This window comes from Methylobacterium sp. J-092 (genome assembly GCF_022829325.1).
GTDB lineage: Bacteria > Pseudomonadota > Alphaproteobacteria > Rhizobiales > Beijerinckiaceae > Methylobacterium.
The window spans coordinates 1-1,176 of the sequence record NZ_JAKSXU010000058.1 but is presented as its reverse complement, the minus strand read 5'-3'; the positions used below and the strand labels follow the sequence as shown (position 1 = coordinate 1,176).

Sequence of the window (1,176 nt, the reverse complement as noted above, 5' to 3'; positions counted from 1 at the left end):
CCTACGCCGATGTCGGCGTAGGGCACCCGCAGGTACTCAGCCTGGCCGCCGGGTATGCCACCGGTAAGGTGCGAGAAGCCGAACAGTCCGGCGAGCGGATAGCCGAACACCTTGGCCTGCATCGTTCCATTTGGATTGGTGCGCTCGCAGCAGCTCCAGTTGCCCCACTTGCACTGGCGACACTCGCCGCAGCAGACCGTGAAGGGCACCACGGAAACTTTATTTGCGCCACTGAAGGCCTGCATAACGTCGCGGGTAGGTTGTTATACGAGCTTTTTCCTTAGCTGATGCGATGACGTTAACAACATTTTACGAGGAAAATTCATGCGCCATTTTGTCGTCGGTGCCCTAGCAACTATTCTTCTTCCGATGGCCGCTCATGCTGAGGGTGATATCGTAGCAGGAGAGAAAGCCTTTGCTCCCTGCAAAGCGTGTCATGCGTTTGGAAAAAACGGTGTAGGTCCGAACCTGACAGGTGTAGTCGGGCGCAAGTCAGCTTCTGAGGAAGGATATAACTATTCGGCTGCTATGAAATCATCTGGTATCACTTGGGATGAAGCTAATCTGCACGAATGGCTGAAAAACCCTAAGGCCAAAGTCCCCGGCACGAAGATGATTTTTGCGGGCTACCCGGACGACAAAAAAATTGACGATCTAATCGCTTACCTGGCTACAAAGAAGTAGCTGCTCTAAGCGCGGCTTTGAGCAGTATCGGTGCGCTTGCCGCGCTCCACTTCCATCATCTCTTTGTCCAGCAGGGGCCGTTGTAGAGACAAAGCCTCCTCCACCGGCGCCCCCAGCCACATGCGCCACTCCTCCGGCGTGGTCAGCAGCGCCGGCATCGCCTTCGGATGCACCGGCCCGACGACGCCGTTCGCCTCCGTCGTGAGGAAGGCGTAGAGCCGGTGTTTCTCCTCCACCGGCTCGTCGCGCTTCGGACCGCGCACGCCTGTCCAGGGTCGCCAGATCCCGGCTAAGGCGAACAACGGCCGGTCTTCATCGAGCGCGAACCACACGGGGGTCTTGCGCGGCTTCGTGTCCGCGTACTCGCTGAACGAGGACACCGGCACGAGGCAGCGCTGCTCCGGCTTCAGCCACGGGCGCCAGTAGGGCGACCTCACGTTCCGCACGTTCGTGACCGGGTGCTGCGGCCCCTTGCTCGACGGCGAGGGGAAG

General features: G+C 59.4%; 2 protein-coding genes and 1 pseudogene. 1 reads left to right on the top strand and 2 read right to left on the bottom strand.

The window, feature by feature from the left end:
• Positions 1-212 (bottom strand): annotated as a pseudogene (locus tag MKK60_RS05605) (glutathione-dependent formaldehyde dehydrogenase); the annotation flags it as partial.
• 112 nt (positions 213-324) lie between these two features.
• Between MKK60_RS05605 and MKK60_RS05600 the strand changes: the two are divergent.
• Positions 325-684 (top strand): c-type cytochrome, encoded by a 360-nt coding sequence (locus MKK60_RS05600; RefSeq protein ID WP_243984222.1) that lies wholly within the window; start codon positions 325-327, stop codon positions 682-684.
• Between the two features lie 5 nt (positions 685-689).
• On the opposite strand, the gene MKK60_RS05595 is transcribed toward MKK60_RS05600, so the two are convergent.
• Positions 690-1,176 (bottom strand): SOS response-associated peptidase family protein (locus tag MKK60_RS05595; RefSeq protein WP_243984220.1); only part of this gene is annotated, 487 nt, incomplete at its 5' end.

Bases quoted from the DNA above. Each gene is read 5' to 3' on its own strand.
- MKK60_RS05600 (WP_243984222.1), top strand. From the start codon at position 325: ATGCGCCATTTTGTCGTCGGTGCCCTAGCAACTATTCTTCTTCCGATG.